The sequence below is a fragment of the Rhodococcus sp. BL-253-APC-6A1W genome (assembly GCF_012843405.1).
Taxonomy (GTDB): Bacteria; Actinomycetota; Actinomycetes; order Mycobacteriales; family Mycobacteriaceae; genus Rhodococcus.
The window spans coordinates 53,469-78,185 of sequence record NZ_JABAFB010000008.1 but is presented as its reverse complement, the minus strand read 5'-3'; the positions used below and the strand labels follow the sequence as shown (position 1 = coordinate 78,185).

Here is a 24,717-nt window from a genome sequence, read left to right as displayed (position 1 = left end):
TCGAACTCCGACCGGAAGTTCCGGTGCAGAATCGGCGGACTCTGCGAGCATCGACAGGGAGCGCTTGCCGATCACCGGAAGGAACGCTGGATATGGAGCTTTCGTCGGTCCTCGAGCACGTCGGTTCTGCGATCGACGTCGTGGGTGTCGCGGCCATCGTCTTGGGAGCCGCGTCCGCCACGTGGACCGCGGTGGCGGCTCGGGTGCGCTCCCCCGGAGTCGCCGTCTACGAGCAGTACCGGCGCAGTCTGGGACGGTCGATCCTGCTCGGTCTCGAGTTCCTGGTGGCCGCCGACATCATCAAAACCGTGGCGGTGACCCCTACCTTCACCTCTGTCGGGGTTCTCGCGCTGATCGTCCTGATCAGAACGTTCCTCAGCTGGTCGCTGCAACTCGAGATCGACGGGCGCTGGCCGTGGCAGCGACGTACGGAGGGGGAGGTGCCTGTCACTCCCCCGTCCGGTTGACGCCGCGCCGGCCCAGTCAGTCGCCACTGCTGCGGCGCCGCCCGAGCTCGTCGTGCCGGCCCGACAGATAGGCACGCTCGACGCTGTTCGCGGTGCGGGTCGCGGCCTTCTCGTACGCGACCGCCGCGTCTCGCTGCCGGCCGAGACGCCGCAGAAGATCCGCGCGCGCCGCATGGAAGACGTGGTAGCGGTCGAGGTCCAGTTCGTCGACGATCTGCAGGGCCACCTCGGGCCCGTCGGTCTCCGCGAGGGCGATGGCCCGATGGAGCGCCACCACGGGCGTGGGATGCAGCGCGAGAAGGTGGTCATAGAGCTGCACGATCTGCGACCAGTCGGTCGCAGCAGCGGTCGCCGCGTCGGCGTGCACGGCAGCGATTGCGGCTTGGAGCTGATACGGACCGGGCCGGTTCAGTTCGATGCAGCGCCGGACGAGGACCTGTCCTTCCCGGATCAGGTTCCGGTCCCAGCGGGTGCGATCCTGGTCGGCGAGAAGCACCATCCGCCCGTCGGCGGTGGTCCGTGCGGCGCGACGCGACTCGCCGAAGAGCATCAACGCCAGCAGTCCCGTGCTTTCGGGGTCGTCGGGCAGGAGTTCGATCAACTGCCGGAGGAGCCGGATCGCCTCGGCACTGAGGTCGGTATCGCCGAGTGTTGCTCCCCTCCCGGCGGTGTGCCCCTCGGTGTAGATCAGATAGAGCACCGCGTGCACCGCGCCCAGCCGTTCCGGAAGGTCGGCCGCGGACGGCGTGCGGTAGGGAATCCTGGCGTCGCGGATCTTCGCCTTGGCCCGTGAAATACGCTGCGCCATCGTGGGTTCGGGAACGAGGAATGCGCGCGCGATCTGCGCGGTACCGAGACCGCCGAGCAGGCGGAGGGTCAGTGCCACCCGGGTCGCCGGGGCGAGCGCGGGATGGCAGCACGTGAAGATCAGTCGCAACCGGTCGTCGGGCAGGCCGGGTCCGGGGACACCGTCGTGGACGTCGCCCTCCTGCACGCCGAGAAGCCTCGCTGCGTCGGCGTGTTTCGCGTCCCGCAGGACCTCCCGCCGTGCGTGGTCGATGGCGCGGCGTCGCGCGGTGGTGATGATCCACCCCGCCGGACTCGGCGGGATCCCCTCCCCCGGCCAGCGGTTCACCGCGACGGTGAACGCCTCCTGCACCGCGTCTTCGGCGAGGTCGAGGTCGCCGAAGACGCGGGTGAGCACCGAGACTGCACGTCCGTACTCGTCGCGGAAGATCCGTTCGATCTGTGTAGACGTCACCGACATCGGAGTCAGCCGCACGATCCCCACTGCAAGGGACGCACCTCGATCGGCAGCGTGGTGGCCTCGGCGAGTTTGCGTCCCCAGACGAGTGCAGCGTCGAGATCCTGGGCCTCGATGACGTCGAAGCCTCCGAGGTGTTCCTTCCCTTCGATATAGGGCCCGTCGGTCGTCACGACGCCCTGACCGCCGGCCCGGACGACGGTCGACGTGCTTGCCGCGTGAAGGCCTCCGGAGAAGACCCACGCTCCGGCCTCGCGCAGTTCGCGTTGGAGGACCTCCAGCTTCCGCATGATCGGCTCGAGTTCCTCGGGCGGCGGCGGATCGCCGTCGGGCTGATAGATGCTGAGCAGGTACTGGACCATTGCCGAATCCTTCTCGAGGTGGCCGGCTGTTCCGGCCGTTCATCTACTACACGAACGATAGGCGGCAGATTCGACATCCGGCCGAGAAGACGAACGGTTAAGTGGGCACGAGGACGACTCATTCCGCCTAGCGTGAGGTCATGGAGTGGTCGAAGGCCCTCGGCATCCCGGCTGCGGCCCTGGCCGCGGTGGCGTCGTACGACATGCTGCAGCGGAAGCACTCGCTGTTGCGCAATTTCCCGGTCGTCGGGCACGGACGACATCTCCTCGAGGCCGTCGGACCGGAGTTGCGGCAGTACATCATCACCCGCAACGACGAGGAGCGTCCGTTCACCCGCGACCAGCGCCGATGGGTGTACGCCTCGTCGAAGCAGGAGAACAACACCTTCGGGTTCGGCACCGACAACGATGTGGAATACACCGACGGATACACGATCATCAAGCACCGCACGTTCTCACAGGTCCCCGCGTCCGGCGCGCCACACAGCGGTGAGGCACTCGAGGTGCCCTCGGCGAAGATTCTCGGCGGACCACGAGGCCGGGCGAAAGCGTTCCGGCCTCGTTCGTTCGTCAACATCTCGGGAATGAGCTTCGGGTCCCTGTCCTCGGCCGCGGTCACCGCGCTGAACAAGGGAGCCGCGTCGGCCGGATGTATGCACAACACCGGCGAAGGTGGGCTCTCGCGCTATCACCGCCACGGCGCCGACCTGATCTTCCAGATCGGTACCGCCTATTTCGGGTGCCGCGACGAAGAGGGCCGGTTCGACCTCGACCGCCTCGTCGCACTCACGGAGTCGGCGCCGGTCAAGGCCATCGAGATCAAGCTGAGCCAGGGCGCCAAACCCGGGCTCGGCGGCCTGCTGCCGGCTACCAAAGTCACCCCCGAGATCGCCGAGATCCGCGGCGTCGCGATGGGCCACGACGTGGTCAGTCCGTCCCGGCACACTGCTTTCCACGACGTCGACAGCATGCTCGACTTCGTCGAACGCGTCGCCTCGGAAACCGGCCTTCCGGTGGGAATCAAAGCGGCCGTGGGTGATCCGACGTTCTGGCACTCGCTCGTGGAGTCGATGCGCAGCGGCGAGCGGGGCGTGGACTTCGTGACCATCGACGGCGGCGAGGGCGGCACCGGCGCCGCTCCGCTCGTCTTCACCGACGCAGTGTCGTTGCCGTTCCGGAGCGGCTTCGCGCGGGTCTATCGTCAGTTCGCCGAAGCAGGCCTCGCCGACGACGTCACGTTCATCGGATCGGGCAAGCTCGGCATGCCCGACAATGCCGTGGCCGCATTCGCCCTCGGTTGCGACATGCTCAACGTCGCCCGTGAACCGATGTTCGCACTCGGCTGCATTCAGGCACAGAAGTGCCACACCGACACCTGTCCGACCGGAGTCGCCAGCCACAATCGATGGCTCGAGCGGGGCCTGGATATTCCGTCCAAGGCCGACCGGGTCGACGGCTATCTGCGGGCGCTACGGCGCGACGTCCTCAAAGTGGCCGAGGCGTGCGGGGTGGCACATCCGAGCCTGATCGGTGCCGACGACGTCGAAGTCGCCGACGGCAACCGGCATTCGGTGACCCTCGCCGAACTCTACGGTTACCGGACGGACTGGGGGCTGCCGAGCCCCGCAGGTCGCGAGGCGATCACCCGGATCATGACGGCCGGCGAACCCGAGGCCTCCGGCGGCGCGGGGTCGCCCGGGGCCGCGACGAAACCCCCGGGAACCTAGCGGGCCGAACGGTAAGTCGCCGGTAACCGGTGCTCGGTGCCGCTGCGCGACCCCTCCGCCGGTCTCAGGCGTAGTCCAGCCCCACCGCGCGCGCCATGGCTTCTCGGGGTGCGGGCCGGCCGGTGAACTGCTCCACCTGCCCGAACGCCTGGTTGAGGAGCATGTGCAGTCCACTGATGACCACCGTCCCGCGGGCCTCCGCCGCCGAGGCGAGCGGCGTCGGCCACGGATCGTAGATCGCATCGAGAATGTACGGAGCGCGGGCGAGTGCGTCGGCGTACGGCGCTGCCGCAACAGCGGGCACGGTGCTCACCAAGGCGTCCGCCTCCGCGCACATCTGTCCGAGGCCGGGAGCATCGAACGGCACCCACCGGGCCTCGATGTCGTCCCCGAGACAATCGAACGTGGCCCGGGCGCGACCCTCGTCGCGCGCGACCACCGTCACGCTGCGGACACCGAGGTCGGTCAGTCCGACGAGCGCGGGACGCGAGGTGCCGCCCGAACCCACCACGACCGCGGATCCACCCCTCAGGTCGCGTACCCCGCCGGAGCGCAGCGCTCCCGTGACGCCGTCGACGTCGGTACAGTCCGCGCGCCACCCTCCGGGGACCCGCACGAGGGTGTTCGCCGACCCGATCGTCACGGCGCGCTCGGTGCGCTCGGTCGCGAATTCCAGGGCAGCGAACTTGCCGGGCATCGTCACCGAGACACCGACCCACTCGTCCCCGAGACCCGACACCAGACCGGGCAGTTCCTCGCCGGTGCACTCGATCCGGTCGTAGGTCCAGTCCGTCAGCCCGAGCGCCCGGTAGGCCGCGAGATGCAACAGCGGGGATTTCGAATGTTCGATCGGCTTCCCGAGGACCGCGGCCCTGCGGGCCACCGCGTTCAGATCATCTGCCACTGTTGAGAATTCCGCTTTCCAGAGCCTTCTGCGTGTTGACGAGGTGTTCTTCGTAGTTGTTCGCGAACAGGGTCGTGCCCTTCTCGTCGATCGTCACGAAGTAGGTCCACTCACCGGGTTCGGGGTTCTCTACCGCTTGGAGGGCGCCGATGCTCGGCGACGAGATCGGTGTCGCCGGCAAGCCCACGCTCGCGTAGGTGTTCCACGGGGTCACGAGTGCCCGGTCCGCGTCGGTGGTGGCGAGTTCCGTTTCGTCGAGTGCGTAGTTCACCGTGGAGTCGAACTGCAGCATCTGCCCGATTTCGAGGCGGTTGAGAATGACGCGGGCGACCTTGGAGAAATCGGCAGGCAGCGCTTCCCGCTCGACGAGCGACGCAGCGACCAGCAGTTCGTAGGGGGTCAGCCCGACCTTCGCGGCAGCTGCGGTGATACCGGTCTCGTCGTATTTGGCGGCGCTCGCGGAGACGAGGCTGCGCAGCACCTCGACCGGTTCGGCGCTCGGGTCGATATCCCAGCTTCCGGCTGCGATCAGCCCTTCGAGCTGGCGTGCCCGGTCGGGGACGTTCGCGACCGCTTCGCGGGCCCACTCCGGGACTCCCAGAGCTTCGAGGTCGGGGCTCGCGCCCGCTGCTTCGAGTTCCTCGTAGGTCAGGCAGGTCGGCGTGCCACCGTCGTCGTAACAGCTTGCTTCGGAGATGAGCGTGTAGATGCCCTTGCGCACCGCGCCGGTATTGACGTCGCGGATGTCGTGAAGCTGCCGGCCCTCGGAGACGACGAATGCGCCCACGCGGCTGGTGCCGCTCACCAGCGCCGTAACAGCGTCGACCGCCGGGACGTTGGTCGGCACCCGGTAGTAGCCCGGGTGCAGGGCGTTCATGCCGGAGTTCTGCACGGCGGCTTCGTAGAACGCCGCGGAACTGGCGACGACGCCCTTGTCCACGAACTCGGTACCGATCTCCTGTGCCGTGTCTCCCGGCTGCACCTGCACGACGACCTCGGGCCCGGCAGGCCCGGTGAAGTCGGGTGCGGGATCGGGCCCGGCAAGCTTGGTGTAGGCGAAGTAACCACCGCCCACGAGGACGACGAGCACCAGCGCCGCGGCAAGCGACCCGAGGATGCGTCCGCGCTTCTTGCGGGCGACGGCGCCTCCGGTTCGTTTGCCCCGGGGCGACGGCGCGCCGACAGCCGCGGGTACTGCGCGTGTCTCGGCGTAGTCCTCGTCGTCGTACGCGGACGAGTCGTAGTCGTCCTCGTCGTAGTCGTCGTACTCGTCGCGCGGGGCGGCGGCGGAGTCGCGGCCCGGGGCGGCTGCGGGGTAGGGATTGTTCCCGTCCCGAGGCGCGGGGTGGCGGCTGTAGCCGTCGCCGTCGTATCCGTCTCCGGTGTCGTCGTAGGCATCGCCGGTGTTGTCGTAGCGGTACCCCTCGCGCTGTGCGTAGGAATACCCGTCGGCGTATTCGTCGTCGGCGTAGCCGGGTCGTTGTCCGCTCTGCTCGGGCGCATAGCCGGAGCCGGGTGCATGACCGGGAGGCGGACCGTCGAACGCGCCCTCCTCGAAATGCAGCACGTTCGTCTCGTCGTCGTCCGGCGAACGCGTCGGGTGCGGTTGCTGCGGTGGAGTGTCGTAGCGGTAGTCGCCTTCGCCATGCCGATCCGCCGGTCCCCTGTAGCTACCGGCGTACGGGTCGGAGAACAACCCCTGCCTTGTGGGTTCGGAACGGTCGTCGGACTGCCCGTGCCGGTTCACCGGCTTCCCCCGAGGTCTCCGTCGGCTTCGTTCACTGCTGCGCTCCGCTCGTCCAACCAACCCTGCAAAATGGCCACGGCCGCGGCCTGGTCGATCACCGGCCGCGCGCCCCTTGCGCTCACCCCGCTCTCGCGGAGGGCACGCGCCGCAGTGACCGTGGTGAAACGTTCATCGGCCATGCGCACGGGAACGTCGGGCAATTGCCTGCGAATGCGGCGAGCGAAGTCGCTCGCCAGTTTCGCGGCCTTGCCGGGCTCACCGCGCAGCGTCTGCGGCAGCCCGACGATAACCTCCACGGCCTCGTATTCCATAACGATTTGGACAATGCGCCGGATATCCGGCGCGTCGGGACCGCGGTCTTTCGAGCGCGGCACGGTCTCGACGGGCGTGGCGAGGATGCAATCGGGGTCGCTCGAAGCGACCCCGATCCGCACGCTCCCGACATCGATCCCGATTCGTCGGCCTCGGCCGGGGTCGTCGGCCCCGGGTCGATCCGGGCCCGGCAGGTCAGCCACGCTCAGCCGGCCAGCTCGCTGAGCCGGGCGCGGAAGGCATCGAGTGCGGCACGGATGCCGGACGGATCCGAGCCCGCCCCCTGTGCCATATCGGGCTTGCCGCCGCCGCGTCCGCCGATCGCGGGTCCGAAGCTCGCGACGAGATCGCCGGCCTTGATGCCCATCGCCTGCGCGGGCTTGCTGGTGGCGACGACGAACGGAACCTTTCCGTCGGCACTGCCCAGGAGCAGCACGACAGCGGGCTCGGAGCCCAGCCGGCCGCGGATATCGGATGCCAGGGTGCGCAGGTCGTTGCCGGTGACGCCTTCGGGTGCCGCCTCGGCCACCACGAGCAGGTCGCCGATTCGCTGCGCCTTGCCGGCGTAAGTGCCCGCTGCCGCCGCGACGTTGGCCGCCTTCGTCTTCTCCAGTTCCTTCTCTGCCGCCTTGAGCCGCTCGATCAGCGACTCGACGCGTCCGGGCACCTCCTCGGAGGGAACCTTCAGCGTCGACGACAGGCCTGCGAGCAATGCCCGTTCCTTCGCGAGGTGGCGGTAGGAATCGAGTCCGACGTAGGCCTCGACCCGGCGCACACCCGACCCCACCGACTGCTCACCGAGGAGCGTGACGGTCCCGACGTGCGACGAATGCTGGACGTGGGTGCCGCCGCACAGCTCCATCGAGAAGGGGCCACCGATCTCGACGACACGCACCTCGTCGCCGTAGTTCTCGCCGAAGAGCGCCATCGCGCCCATCTTCTTGGCCTTGTCGAGGTCGGTGACGAACGTGTTGACCGGGTAGTTCGCTGCGACCGCCTCGTTGGTGACGACCTCGATGTCCTGCTTCTGCTGCTCCGACAACGCACCGGGCCAGGAGAAGTCGAACCGCAGGTAGCCGGGCTTGTTGAGCGAACCGGCCTGCACGGCGTTGGGTCCGAGGACCTCCCGCAGCGCGGCATGCACGAGGTGGGTGCCGGAATGGCCCTGTGTCGCGCCCTTGCGCCATTCGGGGTCGACCTGCACGAGCACCGCGTCGCCCTCGGTCACCTGTCCTTCGACCACGGTGACCTTGTGCGTCCACAACTGCTTGGCGATCTTCTGGACGTCGTCGACCTTGATCTTCAGACCCGGCCCGGTAATCGTTCCCACGTCGGCGATCTGGCCGCCCGACTCCGCATAGAGAGGGCTGCGGTCGAGGATCAACTCGACCTTCTGCCCGGCGGATGCGGTGTGCAGGCGTTCGCCCCCGGTGATCACGGCGAGCACGTGCGCCTCGGTTACGAGTTCACCGAAGCCGGTGAACTCGGTGGGGCCGCGGTCGAGGAGTTCCTTGTAGACCGTCAGGTCGGCGTGCGCGTGCTTGCGGGCACGCGCGTCGTCCTTCGCGCGCTGGCGCTGTTCCGCCATCAGCGACCGGAAGCCGTCCTCGTCCACGGTCAATCCGGCCTCGGACGCCATCTCGAGCGTGAGGTCGATGGGGAAGCCGTAGGTGTCGTGGAGGGTGAATGCGGCGGTTCCGCCGAGCACGGTCTCGCCCTGTGCTTTCGCGGCGTCGACCGCCCCTTCGAAGAGCTTGCTGCCGGTGCCGAGCGTCTTGAGGAACGCGGTCTCCTCACCGACCGCGACCGTCTCGATGCGCGAGAAGTTGGTCGCGAGTTCCGGGTAGGACGGCGCCATCGTGTCGCGGACGACGGTCATGAACTCGGCCATCGTGGGACGGTCGGCGCCGAGCAGACGCGCCGAGCGCACGATCCGGCGAAGCAGACGACGCAGAACGTATCCACGGCCGTCGTTGCCGGGGTTGACGCCGTCGACGATGAGCATCGCGGCCGTGCGGGCGTGGTCGGCGATCACCCGGAAGTGGACGTCGTCCTCGTGCTTGGCGCCGTACACCGCGCCTGTCAGTTCGGCGGCCTTGTCGATCACGGGACGGAGCAGATCGGTCTCGTACACGTTCTCGACGCCCTGGAGCAGGAACGCCACCCGCTCGACGCCCATACCGGTGTCGATGTTCTTCTTCGGCAGCGGTCCGAGGATCGGGTAGTCGTCCTTGGAGCGGCCTTCGCCGCGCTCGTTCTGCATGAAGACGAGATTCCAGATCTCGATGTAGCGGTCTTCGTCGGCCTCCGGGCCGCCCTCGACGCCGTACTCGGGGCCGCGGTCGTAGAAGATCTCCGAGCACGGGCCGCACGGGCCGGGGATTCCCATGGACCAGTAGTTGTCCTTCATGCCGCGCCGTTGGATACGGGCCTCCGGCACGTTCATCTTGTCGCGCCAGATCGCGAACGCTTCGTCGTCGTCGAGATACACGGTGACCCAGAGCTTTTCCGGATCGATGCCGTAACCGCCGTCGTCGACGGAGCCGGTGAGCAGCGACCACGCGAAGGCGATGGCCTCTTCCTTGAAGTAATCCCCGAACGAGAAGTTGCCGGCCATCTGGAAGAACGTGTTGTGCCGGGTCGTCTTGCCGACCTCTTCGATGTCGAGCGTGCGCACGCACTTCTGCACCGATGTCGCACGGGTGTACGGCGGGGTCTGCTGCCCGAGGAAGAACGGCACGAAGGGAACCATGCCGGCATTGACGAACAGGAGATTCGGATCGGCGAGGATCAGCGACGCGCTGGGTACCTCGGTGTGGCCGGCCTTCACGAAGTGATCGAGAAAGCGCCTACGGATCTCGTGGGTCTGCACGTCATGGTCCTTTGTCGTGTGACGGTTCCGGGAACTGCCCGGTGTGGCCTGCCGGCCGCGCGAAACGGCCATCGTTCAGCTTAACGTCCCGGCGCAACCGGCTTCCGGTCGGTACGACGGGCGTCACGCCCGCCTACCGCTCGCCTCGCACGATGCGGCGGAGCTTCGGCACCCGCGACGCCAGTTCACGTTCGGCTCCGTGGTTGGTCGGCCGGAAGTAGTCGACCCCGACCAGTTCGTCGGGCGCGTACTGCTGGGCGAGCACGCCGTCCGGATGGTCGTGCGGGTAGCGGTACCCGACGGCGTTGCCGAGCTTCTGCGCGCCCTGATAATGCCCGTCACGCAGGTGCGCGGGCACCATCCCGGCCTTGCCCGCTTTGACATCGGCGATCGCCGCTCCCAGCGCAGCGGTGACCGCACCCGACTTGGGGGCTGTCGCGATGTGGATGGTGGCCTGGGCGAGAGCGAGCTGAGCCTCGGGCATCCCGACCTGCTGCACGACGTGTGATGCGGCGACGGCGGTCTGCAACGCGGTGGGGTCGGCCATTCCCACTTCCTCGCTGGCCTGGATCATCAGGCGCCGGGCGATGAAGCGGGGGTCCTCCCCCGCGACGATCATCCGCGCCAGGTAGTGCAGGGCGGCATCGACGTCGGAGCCGCGCAGCGACTTGATGAACGCGCTCGCGACGTCGTAGTGCTGGTCACCGTCGCGGTCGTAGCGCACCGCGGCCCTGTCGATGCTCGACTCGACCGTGGACAGATCGATGACGGCGTCGCCGTCGCCGGCCCGGTCCGACGCCGTCTCGGCGGACGCCTCGAGCGCGGTGAGCGCGCGTCGCGCGTCGCCGCCTGCGAGACGTACGAGGTGATCGAGCGCGTCGTCGGTGATGTCCACCACGCCACCGAGTCCGCGTTCGTCGACGCGGGCGCGTTCGAGCAGTTGCCGGATGTCCTCCGTGCCGAGCGGTTGCAGTTGGAGCACCAGCGAGCGCGACAGCAGCGGAGCGACGACGGAGAAGGAGGGGTTTTCGGTCGTCGCCGCGACGAGCAGCACGATCCGGTTCTCCACGGCGGCGAGCAGCGCATCCTGCTGGGTCTTCGAGAACCGGTGGACCTCGTCGATGAACAGCACCGTCTGCTCGCCGTGGGCGAGGCGGCGGCGCGCCACATCGATGACCGCACGCACGTCCTTCACACCGGCGGACAGAGCCGAGAGCGCTTCGAACCGCCGGCCTGTCGCACCGGAGATCAATGACGCGAGCGTCGTCTTCCCGGTCCCGGGCGGGCCGTACAGCACGACGGACGCCGCGCCCGAACCTTCCACGAGGCGTCGGAGCGGAGCGCCGGGTTCGAGCAGGTGCTGCTGGCCGACCACCTCGTCGAGACTCGCGGGACGCATGCGGGCGGCGAGCGGAGCGGAGGGCCCGGTCGGCGCTGCGGGTGCGCGGCGTATCTCCGGTTCGGGTTCGGGTTCCTCTGCGCGGGGCGCCTCGAAGAGGGCGTCCGGTTCTGCCGAAGGATCCTCCGCACCGAATACGTCACTCACCACTCCGACGCTACAAGCTCCCACCGACCGTCGCGGTCGCAGTACCCGGTGAACAAGCGGCGACATTTCGGTGCATATCTGCCGTTTGCCCTGAATCGGGACCCTCGGCATGGTCAGATCGACGCCGTGCCCCTACTTCGTGTGACGCGTCGAACACTCCTGCGAGCCGGCGCGGTGGTCGCCGGCACGTCTGCCCTGGCCGCGGCGACCGCTCCCGGCGCGTCGGCGGCTCCGCCTGTCTTCGCACACGGCGTGGCTTCCGGTGACCCGCTTCCCGACGCGATCGTCCTCTGGACCCGCATCACTCCCACACCCGATGCGGTCCCCGGCTCGGGCGTGGGCCCCGCGACCACGGTGCAGTGGGAGATCGCCCGGGACGCCGACTTCTCCGACACGGTGGCCTCGGGATCGGTGTCGACGACAGCCGACGCGGACCACACCGTGAAGGTCGATGCGACAGGCCTGGCCGCCGACACGGAGTACTACTATCGCTTCCTCGCCGGCGGGGCCGTCTCCCCCACCGGGCGCACACACACCGCACCGGCCGCCGACGCGCACGTCGAGCGTCTCCGGTTGGGCGTCGTGTCCTGCGCGGACTGGGAGGGTGGCTACTTCGCGTCGTACCGGCATCTCGCCGCACGCGGCGACCTGGACGCGATGGTGCATCTGGGCGACTATCTGTACGAGTACGCGGCCGGCGAGTTCCCCGTTTCGACGGGATCCGAAGTACGGGCGCATCGTCCGTCGCACGAGATCGTCACCACCGCCGATTACCGGATGCGGCACGGCCAGTACAAGACCGACCCCGATCTGCAGCGGCTACACGCCCTCGTGCCGTGGATCGTGGTGTGGGACGACCACGAGTCCGCGAACGACGCGTGGTCGGGCGGTGCCGAGAACCACGACCCGGCGACCGAGGGCGACTGGGCCGCGCGCAAGGCCGCGTCGGTCCGGGCCTACTACGAATGGATGCCGGTCCGGAGGGAAGGCGATCGTCTGTACCGGCGGCTCCGGTTCGGTGACCTCGCCGAACTGTCGATGCTCGATCTGCGCACGTACCGTTCCGAGCAGGCTCGGCCGGTAGACGGGAAGACTGTCGACGAGCCCGGCCGCACCATCACGGGCAAGGACCAGATGGCCTGGCTCACCGCGGGCCTGACGAGTTCTCCGACTCGATGGCAGCTCGTCGGCAACTCCGTGATGTTCGCACCGCTCCTGCTCCCTCCCCTCGACGTGCGCACGACCGGTGCGCTCACCGCACTGCTCGGTGCGCCGTCGAACGGGGTGCCGTTCAGCACCGACCAGTGGGACGGGTACCCGGCCGACCGTCGGCGTCTGCTCGACGCGATCAGCGGCGCGGGACGACGCAATGTCGTGTTCCTCACGGGCGATATCCACACGTCGTGGGCGATGGACATTCCCGCCGATCCGGCCGCCTATCCGGGTGCGGGCACCGTCGCCACCGAGTTCGTGGTGCCGTCGGTGACGTCGGCCAACATCGACGAGTTGCTGGGGGTCCCGCCGCGCACGGCATCACCGGCGCTGGAGGAGGTCGTGCGGTCGACCAACCGGCACGTTCGGTTCGTCGAACTGGACTCGCACGGCTTCGGGGTGCTCGAGGTGACCCCGGATGCGGTGCAGATGGAATGGTTCTTCCTCGGCGACCGTACCGACCCGTCGACCGGCGCACGACGAGCAGCGGGCTTCCGTGTGCTGAACGGCACCGCATGCGTCGAACCCGTACCGCCGGTGTAACCCGGACTGGTGGGCGTCAGGCCGCTTCGCGTGCCTCGAGCTGTTCGAGCACCTCGCGCGCATGTCCGGCGACGTCGTCGTGGCCGGTGTCGGCCGCGAAATCCGCGAGCAGCATCCAGCGGGAACGCAGTGCTTCGATTCGCGGCACCGACAGTTCGTGCTCGCGTACCGAGGCGATCCGGGCGTGGTCCTCGGGCAGGAAGAGATGGGTGCTGAGCCAGACGCACGCCAGCAGCGCGTCCAGAAGGCGTTCGGCCAGCACTTCGTCGTAGGCCAGGTGCGGCCACATGCCGACGACCTCGGCGCGCCACGCGTCGGCCATCGCCCGCATCCGCTCCACGGTCATGGGAACGGCACACACGCACAGGGGGAAGGACGTCAGGGCGAATGCGATATCGAGGGTCGCGTCCCGGAAGCCTCCCCACTCGTAGTCGAGGAACTGCACGCCGTCGTCGCCGACGACGATGTTGTCCGGGCACAGGTCCGACGGGCTGAAGGCCCGGTGACGACCGCCGGTGAACAGCTTTGCGGCGCGTTCGGCCCGTTCCCGGACCGAATCGGGCACGGTGAGACCGAAATCGGTACCCAGCAGTTCGGGCACACCGCGCACTGCGTCGATCGCCTGTTCGGACACCGTGTCGGCGACATGCGAGACGTCGGCGCGGCGCAGCAACGCCGCGAAGTCCTCTTCTCGTCCCACGGTCGCGGCGTGCATCCGGCCGAGAGCCTGCGCAAGCGCCATGAGCGTGTTGCCGACGGTCTCGCTGTCACCACTGCGCATCAGGGTCGCGAGAGGGGTCGCGTCGCCGAGATCGCTCAGGACGAGCAACCGGGTCGCGAAGTCGTACGCGAGCAGTTCCGCACCGGGACGGTGGTCCTTGGCGAGGGCGGTCGCGAACTGGTAGGAGACCGCTTCGCGCAGGAACGCGATCTGCTCGTCTGTCGCGGAACCGTGGAGGTCGACGTGGCCGGCACCGCGCGACGGCGGCACCTGCTTGAGCACGAGTGTGCGCGGCAACGAGAAGGGGTTCGCGGCGACCCGCACCCGGAGAACGACCGACCTGCCACTGCCCCCGAGGTCGACGGGATCCGCCAGTTTGACCGGCGCCCCGGTACGACGAGTGAGCAGCTGCTCGGCTGCCTGCACTACCTCTGACACGGGGTCCGCCAATGTTGCAGTCATCACGAACCAATCTACAGGTTCCCGGTCACTAAATGGGCTCGCAGAAGACCTCGGTCACTCAGGACCTTCGATGGTCACGCGCGAGAGGGCACATCCGCTTTGTCCGGACCTGCACCGTCCGGGCAGCACATCGGGTATCTCACGAGATCGACGACCGGGTGCCCGCGGAGGTGTTGCCGATGTCCACGGGGTTTCGATCGCCCTGATCGGAACGTCCTCCCGCAGCGGAGAATTCTTCGTCGATCGGCGCGACATCGACCGATACCTCGATCGTGCTGTCCTGCGCTTCCGTATAGATCACGCCCCGCAACGGCGACACATCCGCGTAGTCACGTCCCCACGCCACGGTCGTGTACCGCTCGTCGCCGAGTTGATCGTTCGTGGGGTCGAAGTCCAGCCACGTGCCGTCCGGTAGCCACACCGACGCCCACGCATGCGTCGCGTCCACCCCGACCATGCGTTCCTTCCCGGGCGGCGGGTCGGTCGCGAGATATCCGGAGACGTAGCGTGCTGCGAGCCCCTGGGAGCGCAGGCAGGCGATCGCCAGGCGCGCGAAGTCCTGACACACACCCGATCCGGCCGCCAGCACTTCCGCAACGCGGGTGGACACGGATGTCGACCCCGACCGGTAGGTGAAGTCCGTGAAGATCCGGTGTGTCAGGTCGACGATCGCCTCGGCGATCGGCCGCCCGGCCGTGAACGTCTTCTCCGCGTAGGCACGCACGTCGTCGTCGATCTCCGGCGGATGCACGTCGAGTACGAAGTCGACGGCCAGCGCACCGGCGGGGCCGGCCGGGCGGGCCGTCTCCCACGGCGCCAGACACGCCGGCGTCCGCAACCGCCCCGGGTGCGGAGGTGAGACCGCGACCTCGGAGCGTCCGACCACTTCGAGCACCTCGTGCGTGTCGGTGACGTGGAAGAACAGGTCGCGGTTGCCCCACAGGTCCGCGCCGGTGGACATGTCCGCCGGCGCGGGACTCACGGTGACCTCACTGGAGAGCACCTGCTGCCGGTCGGTTTCGCGGGGAAGCAGGTATCCGCGTCCGTAGGAGGAGGTCACCGCGCCCGAATAGCGGTAGGTGGTGCGGTGCGTGATGCGGTACCGCCGCACACCGGGCTCGCTGGATCCGTCGGCGACTGTCATGGCAGGTCTCTCCGCTCTGTGCCGCCCCACAGGGGCCGGGTTCCGCCGGGCAACGACAGCGGTCCCTTCATCAAGACGACGGCGAGTTCCGTCAGCCCGGCGTGGGTGGAGTCGAGCAGGCGCGCGAACTCCGCCCGGACACCGTCGGTGACGGTCTCGAGGTCGGACGGGTCGCAGCGGCGCAATGTCGCGAGGAGTTCGTCGACGAGCCGTTCCGGCAGGGACGAGCCCGACGAGTGCGGCAATGCCACCAGGTTCTCGCGCAGCCGGTCGAGGAGGTACGCGAGCGAGCGCGGATTACCCGGATCGAACAGGAGCAGCTGGGCGACGGCGGCGACCCGCACCGTGGTGTTGCGTCGCCGGAACGTCACCGAACTCTCCGCCGCGGCGAGCACCGACTCCATGAGCGCGCGTTCGGTGGGCCGGGTGTGCTCGCGGGTCAGGGTCGAGGACAGCAGCGACACCAGCGCCAGGCCCCGCTCGAGGCGTTTGCCGATGTCCATCACGTACCAGCCCAGATCGCGCACCATCGATTCCGCGCCGAGGCCGGACAGGGCGAGCATGCCGTTGAGCACCGCCGACTGGGTCGCGCCGAGCTGCGCGCCGTCGTCTTCCGGATCGACCGCGAGGTCGTCGAGGGCGCGCTGCACGTCGGCCAGGACCGTCCAGGTGTCGTGCGAGAGCTGGTCGCGCACGGCGCGGGCGGCGCGCTCGAGCCCACCGAACGACTGCGCCAGCGAGCCCGGCCGCGCACGATCCACGGTGAGGGCGCGGAACTCCGCCACGACGTTGCGATGGTCGTCCACCATCGCGACACCCTCGCTGAGCTGTGAGGTCGCGACAAGTGTTCCGAGCAGAACAGGCAAGCAGTCGCTGCCCTCGAGCCACGGCCGGTTCCGGTAGTCCTGGTAACGCTCCCTCATCGAAATGAGCAGTCGCGCCGTATCTTCCGCGCGCTCGCTGTAGCGGCCGATCCAGAACATGTCGTTGAGCACGCGCGGCGAGGCCACCACCTCGGTGGAAGGCGCCGCGAAGCGCGGCAGCGATTCCGGAGCGGTAGAGCCCGCCGCGTCGGTGGTGGCGCCACCCGCGACAGTCCGTACCCAGACATCCTTCGCCGCCACTCGCGGTTCGGTTTCCGGCGCGGCGCCCGGTACCAGCACCTCACACAGTCCGCCGGGCATCGGCGTGTATCCGACGCGCTGCGCAACGGTGAACAACCGAAGACTCACGGGAGACGCCGTCACGGCCGTTCCGTCGAGGCTGGGCGCGTGGGAGTACTCGACACGTTCCTGCGCCACCCAGTTGCCCGGTTGCGCCTTCACGCGGGCGAGCAATTCCTTCCGCTCCGCGGCGGTCAAGGTTTCGCCGACAACGGTTTCCGCGGTGACGGTGGAGCGCAAGACCAGATCGGGAAGGCGCGAGGTGAGTTCCGAGAGTCCGGAGGCGGTTCCGCCCCAGTGGGTCTCCTCCGATTCGAGCAGGAGGTCCTCGTCGAGCAGCGCTCGGGCGAGTGGTCGAAGGTATCCCGCGAGCGCGGGGTTTTCGAGGACTCCGCTGCCCAGCGGGTTGACCAGTGACACTCCACCGCGACGAACGACTTCCACGAGTCCGACCACGCCCAGCCTCGAATCACGCCGGAGGTCGAGCGGGTCGGCGTAGTCGGCGTCGATGCGCCTCATCACCACGTCGACGCGGGTCAGCGACCCCAGCGAACGCATCCACAGCCTCCCCTCCCGCACGGTCAGGTCGGCCGACTCGACGAGCGGCACGCCCAGCACGCTCGCGAGATGCGCTTGGTCGAAGGCTGTTTCGGATTGCGCACCCGGACTGAGCACCACCACGAACGGGTCCTCGACTCCGCTGGGCGCGACATCGCGCAGCGCGAGCCTGAGCGCGTGACCGAACGGTGCGAGGGGCCGCGGGCCGGCGGTGGTGTAGATCTCCGGCATCGCATGGGCGACGACCCGACGATCCGCCATCGCGTAGCCGAGACCGGACGGCGCCTGGGTGTGGTCGCGGATCGCACGGAAGCTACCGTCGCGATGCCGCGCCACATCCACCGCGTGGATGAAGAGTTGATGCGGCCCCGGAAGAGTGACTCCGTGAGCCGCTCGCAGGTATCCGGGATGGCCGAAGACCAACTCCGGAGGCAGCAAGCCCGTGGTGAGTGTGCGCTGCGGGCCGTACAGGTCTGCCAGCAGTGCGTCGAGCACGCGCGATCTCTGCACGAGCCCTCGTTCGAGGACCGCCCAGTCGTCTGCGGCGAGAACCAGGGGTAAGGCGTCTACTTCCCAGCGCACCGGGCCGGTCGGTTCTCCGTCCGGGCCCACCGAGTCGACCGGGTTGTAGGTGATGCCGTGATTGTCGACCAGGGTGCGTACACGTCGCCGGTAGCGCTCGAGCACCGCGGGCGAACGGCCCTCGAGCACCCCGGCGAGTTCGCTCCAGTGCTCCCGGATCTCACCGGAAGCGGTGTGTAGCTCGTCGTACTGCGGACTGAACGGGGTGTCGTACTCCCCGACCGGATCCGCCTCGGCCACGTCGTGCATGAAGCGCCGCCCTCTCGATCTTTCCGTCGGCGCACCGTCGTTCACGACTCGCTCGACCGTCGCACCGGCGACGGGTCAACTCTGCCAGGTGGAGTTGCTCAACGTGTATTCGCGGCGGACCCGGCGGCGTGCGGGGTGCCGCACGTCACTGCTCCGGGACCGAAGGTGACTATGCCGGCGACTTGTGGGTGACCTTGCTGAAGCTCTTCGCGGTTGCGCGGTCCACGCCGGCTTTCACCATGCCGAAGATCAAGCCCTGCAACGCGGCTGCGATGAGCACGTCGCGGGTGCTCTGTGACAGGTCTTGTGGTTCCGGCTTCGGGCGATTCTGCCCCACTCGCTTCCACACCTGCTGGAAGACCGCTCCCGCGAGCACACCTCCCCCGACACTCGCCGCCAGGGCAAGGGGCTTGTACATCATCACGCTTGCGTCGGGCATGTGCAGGTTCCTCCTCCGGTGCGGTGCCGACGGTGGCACCGCGATCTCCCGACCGAGGTACCCGCCTGCTCCGGGGCGCAAACGGCGACCACGACGACGCCGAGAGCGCTCGCATTGTGAGCGGCGGGTTCGTGGAGGGGTTTCGAGTCGGCGTTGGATTCGGTATTTCTAGGACTTCCGTCCGATTCGAACTCCGCCGGTCAGAGGAAAACTGCCCCCCCAGAGAAAGCGGAGGCCGCACGCCCCTCAGGACGTGCGGCCTCGACCCAGCCGGATCAGCCGGTAGCCGAATCAGCTCTTGGCGGGAGGTGCAGCCTTGTCCGCCTCGGGTTCGGGCTTGTAATCGATACCCGACTCCTTACGCTGCTCCGGAGTGATGGGCCCCGGAGCGTCCGTGAGCGGATCGACTCCCCCACCCGACTTCGGGAACGCAATGACCTCGCGGATCGAATCCATCCCGGCGAGCAGAGCGGTGATGCGATCCCAGCCGAAGGCGATGCCGCCGTGCGGGGGCGCGCCGTACTTGAACGCGTCGAGAAGGAAGCCGAACTTCTCGTTCGCCTCCTCCTCCGAGATGCCCATCACCTTGAACACGCGTTCCTGGATGTCGGGACGGTGGATACGGATCGAACCGCCGCCGATCTCGTTGCCGTTGCACACGATGTCGTACGCGTACGCAAGCGCCGATCCGGGGTCGGTGTCGAACGTGTCCATGAATTCAGGCTTGGGCGAGGTGAAGGCGTGGTGCACCGCCGTCCACGCCGAATGCCCCAGTGCCACATCGCCGCTCGCCGTCGCGTCTGCGGCCGGTTCGAACAGCGGCGCGTCGACGATCCACACGAACGCCCACGCGTTCGGATCGATCAGGTCGAGCTTGCGGGCGATCTCCCCGCGTGCCGCGCCGAGGAGTGCACGCATCGGCTTGGTGGCGCCGGCGGCGAAGAAGATGCAATCGCCCGGCTTCGCGCCCACGTGTGCCGCGAGTCCGGCGCGCTCGGTGTCGGTGAGGTTCTTGGCAACCGGACCGGTGAGTTCCCCGTCCTCCCCCACCAGCACGTACGCCAGACCCTTGGCCCCGCGCTGCTTGGCCCATTCCTGCCACGCGTCGAGCTGGCGTCGCGGCTGGCTCGCGCCACCTTCCATGACGACCGCACCGACGTACTCGGCCTGGAAGACCCGGAAGGTGGTGTCCTTGAAGAATTCCTTGCACTCGACCAGTTCGATCCCGAATCGAAGGTCGGGCTTGTCCGACCCGAAACGACGCATCGCATCCGCGTACGTCATCCGCGGGATCGGCGTCCGGATCTCGTAGCCGACGAGACGCCACAGTGCTTCGAGCACGTCTTCGGCGAGCAGGATGACATCGTCCTGCGTCACGAACGCCATCTCGATGTCGAGCTGGGTGAACTCGGGCTGCCGGTCCGCACGGAAATCTTCGTCGCGGTAACAGCGGGCGATCTGGTAGTACCGCTCGATGCCGCCGACCATGAGCAGCTGCTTGAACAGCTGCGGGGACTGCGGCAGTGCGTAGAAGTTCCCGGGCTGCAGGCGGGCGGGTACCAGGAAGTCACGGGCGCCCTCGGGCGTGGAGCGCGTCAGCGTGGGGGTCTCGACCTCGACGAACTCGTGCTGGGCCAGCACTGCCCGTGCGGCGGCGTTGACCTTGCTGCGCAGCCGGATGGCCTTGCCCGGGCCTTCCCGGCGCAGGTCGAGGTAGCGGTACTTGAGGCGGGCTTCCTCGCCTGCCTGGTCGTCGAGCTGGAACGGCAGCGGAGCGGACTCGTTCAGCACCTCGAGTTCGGTGGCATTGACCTCGATGGCGCCGGTGGGAATCTCGAAGTTCTGGTTTCCCTCGGGCCGCATCTCGACCACGCCGGTGACCTTGACGCAGTATTCGGCGCGCAGACGGTGCGCCTGTTCGAGCACTCCCGGGTCGCGGAAGACCACCTGCGCCACCCCCGACGCATCGCGCAGGTCGATGAAGATGACCCCGCCGTGGTCGCGGCGCCGAGCGACCCAACCGGTGAGGGTGACAGTCTGCTCGGCGTGCTCGGCTCGCAACGAGCCGGCGAGATGGGTGCGCAGCACGGAAGTCCTTTCGAAACGACAGCGACGGGTTCGTCGGGTGTAATCCTACGAAAGACAAGAACAGGGCGGGCACACGCATGCCGAATCGCCTCGTGACAAGCTTGTGCGACTTCTGGGCACTGCGACGAGAGAGCGATGCGATGACCTTCAACGAGGGCGCACGGATGAACCCGGGCCGAGTCCGTACCGGGGGCGGCGGACGCGGCGGCAAGATCGCGCTCGGCGGCGGCACCGGCGGCATCCTGATCCTGATCCTCGCGCTGCTGTTCGGTGGAGATCCCGGGTCGCTGCTCGGCTCCGGCGACCCCGGCGAGTCCACCGGGTACGGGGCAGGCGGCACCGTCGAAGGATGCGAGACGGGCGCCGACTTCAACGCGAAGGTCGACTGCCGCATCGTGGGCACGGTGGGGAGCCTCGATCTCGTGTGGGATGAGAATCTCGCTCAGCAGACCGGAGTGCCGTACGTGCAACCCGAGGTCGTGCTCTTCGCCGGCGCGACCTCGACAGGCTGCGGCAATGCCACCAGCGATATCGGCCCCTTCTACTGCCCGGCCGATGAGACGGCATATTTCGATACCAGTTTCTTCGACGACCTCGTCACCCGCTTCGGCGCCAGTGCCGGACCACTCGCGCAGGAGTACGTGGTCGCACACGAAGTCGGGCATCACATCCAGAACCAGCTCGGTGACCTCGGACGTGCGCAGGCAGACCCGCGCGGGCCGGAGTCCGGTGCGGTGCGCACCGAATTGCAGGCCGACTGCTACGCAGGGGTATGGGCGTACTACGCGGACACGATGCCGGATCCGAACACCGGGCAGCCGTTCCTGTCGCCACTCAGCGACACCGACATCCGCGACGCCCTGTCGGCGGCGTCGGCTGTGGGTGACGATCGGATCCAGTCCGCCGCGTCGGGTCGCGTCAACCCCGAAGCGTGGACCCACGGTTCGTCGGAGCAGCGCCAGAAATGGTTCCTCGCCGGCTACCGGACCGGACAGGTCGACGCGTGCGACACCTACTCGGCGCGCGACTTGGATTCCCCGGACGCGTTGCGCTGACCGGAGACGCCGTTGCGCACCGTCACCGTCATCTGTGCGCGATCGGCGTCGAGGTCGGCCAGCCGCCGCATGCGCAGTGACACCGGCCAGCGCCCGGGACGCCGTGCCTTGAGGTAGAAGATCCGGTCGATCGACGCCCCGGGAAACGGATTTTCGGAGGGCACGCACCGGACGTCGTGCAGCACCAGCCCCGCACCCACCCGGTTGGTGAACCAGCAGTAGTCGCGGGAAGTGTTCTCCTTCAAGTGCAGTTCGACCATGTCCCCGACATCGACGGTCACATCGTGCGGGCCGGTGCTGATGTGCTTCATGATCTCAGCGTACGAGGTCCTTGTGACGCAGACCACTGTTCTCGCGAGTACCACCGGTTCCGGAACCGGATGTGTGGCAACGCACTCTCGCGGGCACCCGACCGAGATGAACGACGAATCACTCGGCATCACACGTACGGACGCGGAGGTCGGCGGGTATCTGCTCGCCCTCGCGGACGGCAAGGCATACAACGAACTGACCGAGGCCGTCGGCGCGCTCATCTCGAGCACCGATTCGCGCCCGCCTCCCTACAACGGCGTCTACCGGTGGGTCGTCAGCAGCATCGCGGACGTTCTGGTGAGCAAGCTCGGACCGGGACTACGCGGCGACGAGGGTGTCGCTCTCACGATCCGCACCACGGGAGGCGCAGAGGTCGACCTCAGCAGCCTCGAAGAACCTGAATCGAGCGTCATGAAGGCCGTCGCCGACGTGCTCGCCGGTGGCGCTTCCGAAGCACGTGTGAAACTGGGTCCCGTCGGATTGGGCATGGACTGGATGAGCCGACTCGAGATGCTCGTCGAAGCGGTGCTGTGGCTCGACAAGCTTCTCGACGCCCCCGCCACGAGCACACCCGACACCCTTCCCTGGTGACTCCACACCACTGGAGCCGATTCCGGATCCGGACTGTGATCGGCGCGCACGTGCGCGCCTGAGTGAGACCGAGAATCCTGCCCGGCGACCGAACCGGCGGTCCGCGCCCTGGGGATCCCCGGGATGGACTTCGCCGCTTCGGTCGCCGGCGTGCGACGACGGCGAATGGGTACCGGACTTCGACGAGTCCGATCCCGACCTCGTGCCGGTACCGAGATCGACGCCGAGTTGATGAAGAACGTCGCAGAAATCGGCCAGTTGCGGTTGCTGCGAGCCGCAGTGTCCTGACGCTGCCCGTTCATCCACGTGGCAGTATCCCGGCCATGCATCGCATCGCGTCCACCGGTATCCGGAGCATTCTGCGCTCTGCACTCCGCATCGCCGATTCGGCCGAATCATCGGACGGACAACCCTTCTCGGAACCGGAAATCCTCCTGCCGCATCTGCGGTCCCGCCGGTACGGATGGACACATTTCGGAGTCATGATTCCGGATCTCCCGGAGCCGCACCGGTTCTTCTCGATGATGTCCCTGGTGGGCGCGACGGGATCCGTCGCATTCGACAACGACGACGCGATCGCCGGGAGTCCTCGCCGCAACGCGGCGCTGGTGGCCGGGACCGCGGCGTCCCATCCCGCGCACTTCGGCAACTATGCATTCGGCGACACCTTCGTTGCCGAACCGGACGGCTCACTCGTCCGGTTCGGTGACGACCTGACGCTGACCGGCAGCTACCCGGAGTACCGGCTTGCCGGTCGACTCGGCGGCGTCGATATCGCTTTGCGCCTCACCAATACCGACAAGGTGTCGTGGTTCTTCCGCAACCCGGTCTACAAGCATTTCGGGCTGCTGACCGAGTACGACGGGACGATCACCCATCGCGGGACCACCGCGGAGGTGAACGGGTTGTGTTCCTTCGAATACGGGGCATGCCCCAGCCCGTATCTCTTGCGCGACAGTCCACTACCCGCGGCACTCAAGGCACCGCTCGACTACTTCGTGTACCAGATCGTCAATCTCGATGCCGAAAACCAGATCCTGCTGAGCCGGTACTCCCTCGGCGGAGTCCCGTTCATGACCACCGCGCTGCACCGGTCCCGCGACAGGTACGGCACCCGTTTCGAGAACGTCTCGTTCGAGGTGGTGCGACTGCGTGACTCACCCGAACCGACGCCGTACGGAGTCCCGATGCAGGTACCGGCCGAGACCCGATTCGTCGTCGTGGACGCCGACGGACACGCGTGGCTGGATCTGCACGCGACCATGGATACCGAGTTCACGTTCGGTCTCGGCAGCGGATTCGTCACCGGGTTCGCATACAGGGCGGTGTGGCGAGGAGCCGAGGTCTCCGGACGAGGTTATTTCGAGTTCATCGATCGGCGGTCGCCGGATCGACGGGCTCTTCCAGGCCGCGGGCGCCTCGCCGAATCACCAGTACGGGACACGCCGCATGTTCGGCGACATACGAACTGACCGAACCGAGTAGCAGCCCGGCGAATCCCCCGTGTCCCCTGCTGCCCACCACGACCATGGTTGCGTCGTGGCTCGCCTCGGTCAGGACCTGAGCCGGATTCCCTTTGGCGACGCGCTCGCGTAGACCCGGTGGACGGTTCTCTCCGAACGCATCGGTCAGAGCCGTCCCGAGCACGCTCGCCGCGTCCACGTCGGGGCGGTAGTCCTCGGGATACGCCACGAATCCGTAGGTGTTCGGAAGCTCCCACGCAGTTACGGCGTCGATGCCCGCGCCGAGGCCGGACGCGAGTCGCGCTGCCCATCGGAGAGCATTGATCGACGATTCGGACCCGTCGACTCCCACCACCACTCGCGGAGACTCGTTGCTCGAGGTCATCGTGCGGCTGCCCTTCGTCGCGGTCCTTCGACCGTAATCGAATGCCGTACGCGACCGCAGGCGAACGCATCCGCCTGGTGCAGGCGTGCGTCAGATGCCGGGGATGAACCCCGGATAGACGTAATGGCTGTTTCCTCCGCCCGGCATGGAACTGCCGGTCACGCTGGGTATGTTCGCGGGCAATTTCACGAGCTTGTGCGGGTTTCCGTGCTCGTCGGCTTGCCAGCAGTCGTACGTCACGCCGTGGAATGCGGTGCACACGATTCGCGTGGAGGTCCCGAAAGGCGACGTGAGCCGCTCCCGTGCGTCGAGCGGATTCCAGTAGCCCGGGTCGGTCGGGGTGAGGAAGTTCTTCGTCTCGAACGGCACGAACGGCGTGGGATAATCGGGCATCGGCGGCCATTCGTCGGCGGCAGCGGTCCCCGCCGCGCCCAGGGCGACGGCTACAGCACATCCCACTGCGAGAACACCTCGGGCGACGTATCGCGATACGGAAGTCATCGGATCTCCGTTACTGTCGCTGCCCGCTCGTCCGCCGGCAGTTTCGGA

21 protein-coding genes are annotated in these 24,717 nt (G+C 67.9%); 6 read left to right on the top strand and 15 right to left on the bottom strand.

Annotated elements, in window-relative coordinates; all coding sequences use genetic code 11:
- The first annotated feature begins 92 nt into the window (after nucleotides 1–92).
- Nucleotides 93–467 (top strand): DUF1622 domain-containing protein, encoded by a 375-nt coding sequence (locus HF877_RS14065; protein ID WP_169621793.1) that lies wholly within the window; start codon nucleotides 93–95, stop codon nucleotides 465–467.
- 16 nt (nucleotides 468–483) lie between these two features.
- Here HF877_RS14065 and HF877_RS14060 read toward each other — a convergent pair whose 3' ends face one another.
- On the bottom strand, nucleotides 484–1,734 hold the full coding sequence (locus tag HF877_RS14060) for a DUF6596 domain-containing protein (protein ID WP_169621972.1): 1,251 nt from the start codon (nucleotides 1,732–1,734) through the stop codon (nucleotides 484–486).
- Nucleotides 1,735–1,739: 5 nt separating this feature from the next.
- Complete coding sequence (locus tag HF877_RS14055) at nucleotides 1,740–2,093, bottom strand: YciI family protein (protein ID WP_169621792.1); 354 nt, start codon at nucleotides 2,091–2,093, stop codon at nucleotides 1,740–1,742.
- Nucleotides 2,094–2,233: 140 nt separating this feature from the next.
- Here HF877_RS14055 and HF877_RS14050 point away from each other — a divergent pair, with 140 nt between their 5' ends.
- Nucleotides 2,234–3,820: an FMN-binding glutamate synthase family protein gene (locus HF877_RS14050; protein WP_169621791.1), complete on the top strand. Its 1,587-nt coding sequence runs from the start codon at nucleotides 2,234–2,236 to the stop codon at nucleotides 3,818–3,820.
- Nucleotides 3,821–3,884: 64 nt separating this feature from the next.
- Here HF877_RS14050 and HF877_RS14045 read toward each other — a convergent pair whose 3' ends face one another.
- From HF877_RS14045 to HF877_RS14025, 5 genes are all read right to left on the bottom strand, one after another.
- A complete protein-coding gene (locus tag HF877_RS14045; RefSeq protein WP_169621790.1) occupies nucleotides 3,885–4,724 on the bottom strand; it encodes a shikimate dehydrogenase in 840 nt (279 codons plus the stop codon).
- Nucleotides 4,714–6,471, bottom strand: a complete 1,758-nt coding sequence (locus HF877_RS14040; RefSeq protein ID WP_169621789.1) for an endolytic transglycosylase MltG — start codon at nucleotides 6,469–6,471, stop codon at nucleotides 4,714–4,716. The genes HF877_RS14045 and HF877_RS14040 overlap by 11 nt, the downstream gene beginning before the upstream one ends.
- On the bottom strand, nucleotides 6,468–6,986 hold the full coding sequence (gene ruvX, locus HF877_RS14035; RefSeq protein WP_169621788.1) for a Holliday junction resolvase RuvX: 519 nt from the start codon (nucleotides 6,984–6,986) through the stop codon (nucleotides 6,468–6,470). Before ruvX ends, HF877_RS14040 begins: the two co-directional genes overlap by 4 nt.
- A 2-nt stretch (nucleotides 6,987–6,988) precedes the next feature.
- On the bottom strand, nucleotides 6,989–9,655 hold the full coding sequence (gene alaS / locus HF877_RS14030; protein ID WP_169621787.1) for an alanine--tRNA ligase: 2,667 nt from the start codon (nucleotides 9,653–9,655) through the stop codon (nucleotides 6,989–6,991).
- Between the two features lie 133 nt (nucleotides 9,656–9,788).
- Nucleotides 9,789–11,201 (bottom strand): replication-associated recombination protein A, encoded by a 1,413-nt coding sequence (locus tag HF877_RS14025; RefSeq protein WP_169621786.1) that lies wholly within the window; start codon nucleotides 11,199–11,201, stop codon nucleotides 9,789–9,791.
- A gap of 141 nt (nucleotides 11,202–11,342) precedes the next feature.
- Between HF877_RS14025 and HF877_RS14020 the strand changes: the two genes are divergently transcribed.
- Complete coding sequence (locus HF877_RS14020; RefSeq protein ID WP_169621785.1) at nucleotides 11,343–12,956, top strand: alkaline phosphatase D family protein; 1,614 nt, start codon at nucleotides 11,343–11,345, stop codon at nucleotides 12,954–12,956.
- Nucleotides 12,957–12,972: 16 nt separating this feature from the next.
- Here the strand turns inward: HF877_RS14020 and HF877_RS14015 are convergent, their stop codons facing one another.
- The 5 genes from HF877_RS14015 to aspS form a co-directional block, all read right to left on the bottom strand.
- A complete protein-coding gene (locus HF877_RS14015; protein WP_169621784.1) occupies nucleotides 12,973–14,139 on the bottom strand; it encodes a kinase in 1,167 nt (388 codons plus the stop codon).
- Between the two features lie 139 nt (nucleotides 14,140–14,278).
- Nucleotides 14,279–15,283: a transglutaminase family protein gene (locus tag HF877_RS14010; RefSeq protein ID WP_169621783.1), complete on the bottom strand. Its 1,005-nt coding sequence runs from the start codon at nucleotides 15,281–15,283 to the stop codon at nucleotides 14,279–14,281.
- Complete coding sequence (locus HF877_RS14005; protein WP_169621782.1) at nucleotides 15,280–17,835, bottom strand: circularly permuted type 2 ATP-grasp protein; 2,556 nt, start codon at nucleotides 17,833–17,835, stop codon at nucleotides 15,280–15,282. Before HF877_RS14005 ends, HF877_RS14010 begins: the two co-directional genes overlap by 4 nt.
- Before the next feature lie 169 nt (nucleotides 17,836–18,004).
- Entirely contained in the window at nucleotides 18,005–18,274 is a 270-nt protein-coding gene (locus HF877_RS14000; protein WP_169621781.1) for a DUF4235 domain-containing protein, read from the bottom strand.
- 291 nt (nucleotides 18,275–18,565) lie between these two features.
- Nucleotides 18,566–20,362 carry an aspartate--tRNA ligase gene (aspS, locus tag HF877_RS13995; protein WP_169621780.1) on the bottom strand — a complete coding sequence of 599 codons (1,797 nt, stop codon included), beginning with the start codon at nucleotides 20,360–20,362 and terminating at the stop codon, nucleotides 18,566–18,568.
- Nucleotides 20,363–20,502: 140 nt separating this feature from the next.
- Here aspS and HF877_RS13990 point away from each other — a divergent pair, with 140 nt between their 5' ends.
- Nucleotides 20,503–21,417, top strand: coding sequence for a neutral zinc metallopeptidase (locus HF877_RS13990; protein ID WP_240952456.1), 915 nt, complete (start codon nucleotides 20,503–20,505; stop codon nucleotides 21,415–21,417).
- Here HF877_RS13990 and HF877_RS13985 read toward each other — a convergent pair.
- A complete protein-coding gene (locus HF877_RS13985; protein ID WP_169621778.1) occupies nucleotides 21,375–21,728 on the bottom strand; it encodes a protease inhibitor I42 family protein in 354 nt (117 codons plus the stop codon). The two genes, HF877_RS13990 and HF877_RS13985, sit on opposite strands and share 43 nt — an antisense overlap.
- Before the next feature lie 106 nt (nucleotides 21,729–21,834).
- On the opposite strand from HF877_RS13985, the gene HF877_RS13980 reads away from it, so the two are divergent.
- Together HF877_RS13980 and HF877_RS13975 are read left to right on the top strand one after the other, a co-directional pair.
- Complete coding sequence (locus HF877_RS13980) at nucleotides 21,835–22,320, top strand: hypothetical protein (RefSeq protein ID WP_169621777.1); 486 nt, start codon at nucleotides 21,835–21,837, stop codon at nucleotides 22,318–22,320.
- Nucleotides 22,321–22,643: 323 nt separating this feature from the next.
- Nucleotides 22,644–23,792, top strand: coding sequence for a DUF6670 family protein (locus HF877_RS13975; RefSeq protein ID WP_169621776.1), 1,149 nt, complete (start codon nucleotides 22,644–22,646; stop codon nucleotides 23,790–23,792).
- Here the strand turns inward: HF877_RS13975 and HF877_RS13970 are convergent.
- Nucleotides 23,689–24,168: a universal stress protein gene (locus tag HF877_RS13970; RefSeq protein WP_169621775.1), complete on the bottom strand. Its 480-nt coding sequence runs from the start codon at nucleotides 24,166–24,168 to the stop codon at nucleotides 23,689–23,691. The two genes, HF877_RS13975 and HF877_RS13970, sit on opposite strands and share 104 nt — an antisense overlap.
- A 90-nt stretch (nucleotides 24,169–24,258) precedes the next feature.
- Nucleotides 24,259–24,669, bottom strand: a complete 411-nt coding sequence (locus tag HF877_RS13965; protein WP_169621774.1) for a hypothetical protein — start codon at nucleotides 24,667–24,669, stop codon at nucleotides 24,259–24,261.
- Between the last annotated feature and the right edge of the window lie 48 nt (nucleotides 24,670–24,717).